General features: G+C 69.8%; 2 protein-coding genes. Both read right to left on the bottom strand.

Translation table 11 applies throughout. The features are described from left to right. Positions 1–180, bottom strand: a 180-nt coding sequence (locus tag BI327_RS40795; RefSeq protein WP_174683078.1) for a metal ABC transporter permease, incomplete at its 3' end; no start/stop codon positions are given. Beyond that, positions 173–1011 (bottom strand): manganese/iron ABC transporter ATP-binding protein (locus BI327_RS40790; RefSeq protein ID WP_076867248.1); only part of this gene is annotated, 839 nt, incomplete at its 5' end. The genes BI327_RS40795 and BI327_RS40790, both read right to left, overlap by 8 nt.

The following is a 1011-nucleotide window of genomic DNA, read 5'->3' as shown; positions in this document are numbered from 1 at the left end:
CAGGTAGGCGCCCGCCACGCCCGGCACGATGGCATGCGCCAGCGCGTCGCCGACCAGCGACCAGCCCTTGAGCATGAGGTAGGCGGACAGGAAGCCGCAGAGCGCCCCGACCACCGCGGACACCCAGATGGCGTTGATCATGTAGCCGTAGCCGAACGGTTCGGTGAGCCAGTCAAGCATGGTCCGCTTCTCCGTGTCCGTCGCGCGATTCCCGCGCCGTCGCCACGTCGCCGTAAAACACCAGCGGACGCTCGTCGTCGGAGAAGATGCCCACGTCCCGGCCGGGCTGGTCGTCCGTGTCGGGCAGCAGGAAATGCCGCAACATGCCGCCGAACGTGGCCTGCAGGTTGGCGCGGGTGAACACCTGGGCCATCGGACCGAAGGCCAGCACCTCGCGCTTGATGAGCACCGCGCGGTCGCAGAACTCGGGCACGCTGCCCAGGTTGTGGGTGGACACCAGGATCACGCGCCCTTCGTCGCGCAACTGGCCCAGCAGCGCGATGATCACGTCCTCGGTGGTGACGTCGACGCCGGTGAAGGGTTCGTCCAGCAGGATGACGCGGGCATCCTGCGCCAGCGCGCGGGCCAGGAACACGCGCTTGCGCTGGCCGCCCGAGAGTTCGCCGATCTGCCGGCGGCGCAAGGCGTCCATGCCGACCCGCGTCAAGGCCAGGTCCACGGCCTGGCGGTCCGCCGGGCGCGGCCGGCGCAGCCAGCCCATGTGGCCGTAGCGGCCCATCATCACGACATCCTCGACCAGCAGCGGGAAGTCCCAATCGACCTCTTCGCTCTGCGGCACGTAGGCGATCCACTTGCGGCGCAGCGCGGCGCGCGCCGGCAGGCCGAGCACGGTGACCTGGCCGCGCGCCAGCCGCACGATTCCCATGATGGCCTTGAACAGCGTCGACTTGCCGCTGCCGTTCAGGCCCACCAGCGCCGTGATGGTGCCGGCCGGCGTGTCGAAGCTGGCGTTGCGCAGCGCGACATGGCCATTGCGATAGACGACGGTGG

The sequence above is a fragment of the Bradyrhizobium mercantei genome, assembly GCF_001982635.1.
Lineage (GTDB): Bacteria > Pseudomonadota > Alphaproteobacteria > Rhizobiales > Xanthobacteraceae > Bradyrhizobium > Bradyrhizobium mercantei.
This window is presented reverse-complemented; position numbering and strand designations above follow the sequence as displayed.